This is a genomic window from Candidatus Magnetobacterium casense (assembly GCF_019173545.1).
Taxonomy (GTDB): Bacteria; Nitrospirota; Thermodesulfovibrionia; order Thermodesulfovibrionales; family Magnetobacteriaceae; genus Magnetobacterium; species Magnetobacterium cryptolimnobacter.
The window spans coordinates 1-1,188 of sequence record NZ_JABXWD010000737.1; the positions used below are offsets into that span (position 1 = coordinate 1).

1 protein-coding gene is annotated in these 1,188 nt (G+C 51.1%); it reads right to left on the reverse strand.

Annotation, left to right across the window (positions count from 1 at the left end; all coding sequences use genetic code 11):
- Positions 1 to 1,188 (reverse strand): DUF4384 domain-containing protein (locus HWQ67_RS19180; RefSeq protein WP_218254298.1); only part of this gene is annotated, 1,188 nt, incomplete at both ends.

Sequence of the window (1,188 nt, forward strand, 5' to 3'; positions counted from 1 at the left end):
TCCCTCTGAAGGCAAATACCTTCATGAACTCAGAACCAAACGGGGGGGCAATCTTGCCGAGTTCTTTGAATTCAAGAGACTTGCCCTTCGATACCTGAGCACTAGATAATTCATTCCCTGTTTGCGGGACGAGAACCGTCACGAAGCCTTCCGCATCCACGTTCAGCAGGACTACGTAGGCATCCTCTTCGCTCTTTATAGTGAAATCCAGCACCTCTCCTTTTCTGAACACAATCTTGTCCTTAGTGCCTCCAATCTTAAGAAAGACGTTGAACTTTTGTCCCTGGTGTGAAAGCGTTACCAATTCACGCACCTTGACATAGCGCTCAACACGCTTTACCACATCCTCAGCGCTGGCGGCCTCGTAGAGCTTGTCGCCGCTTGAGATATAAAGCGTGTATGGCCCCTTGTCATTGGTTATTAACAGGTCATAGTCTTTCTCATTTCTTACCATCTTCACACCCTTGAGGGACTCAAGGCTTGAGTCAAGATTTGAAGACTGAGAATCGCCCCCCTTGAACTCAAGTTTAACCTTTAAAGCCCCCTTCGATGAAACAATTCCCTGCCTGGACGGACGGTTAACGGTTCCCTGCGCTGTGGCGGCGGCCCCGCGTTTTCCAAACACGGGGGTGTTGACCGCCATGTCTTTGGGATGAAGCAGCTGAGGGGTCTGGGCATAGTCGTTTGTATCCGCTTTGGCGTATTTATGGAGTTCCTCATAGGTAACAACGCCGTCGTTATTGGTGTCCGCCTTGCCCTGAAGCCCCTTGACAATGGCATTGGTCAGGGCGCCGTGCGCCTTGTTATCAAATGTGCCGGAACCGTCATCTAAATCGCGTGCCGTTGTGTTATCCTCAGAGGCCGATATGTATATCGTATTGCGATATGGGTAGCCGGTATCTTTGCTGCCGCTCCACGGTGGGCTAGGCGTGTCTGTAAAGCCAGGGATAGCCGTATTTTTCTTTATCCCCTTAGGATTTTTGACGGTTCTGACGGCATTGCCGGAGAAACAACTGTCAAATACGACAAAGAGCTTTCTGTCCTTGTCGAGTTCGCCGATGACTGGCCGTAAGTCGGTCCTGCCTACGATCAGCGACGCAATGATCTTCTCTGCGTTCATACTGTCTGCCGCGACATCATAAGGCACAATGGCGCCGGTGGTAGTGCCAATGGGGAGGCTGATCTCTG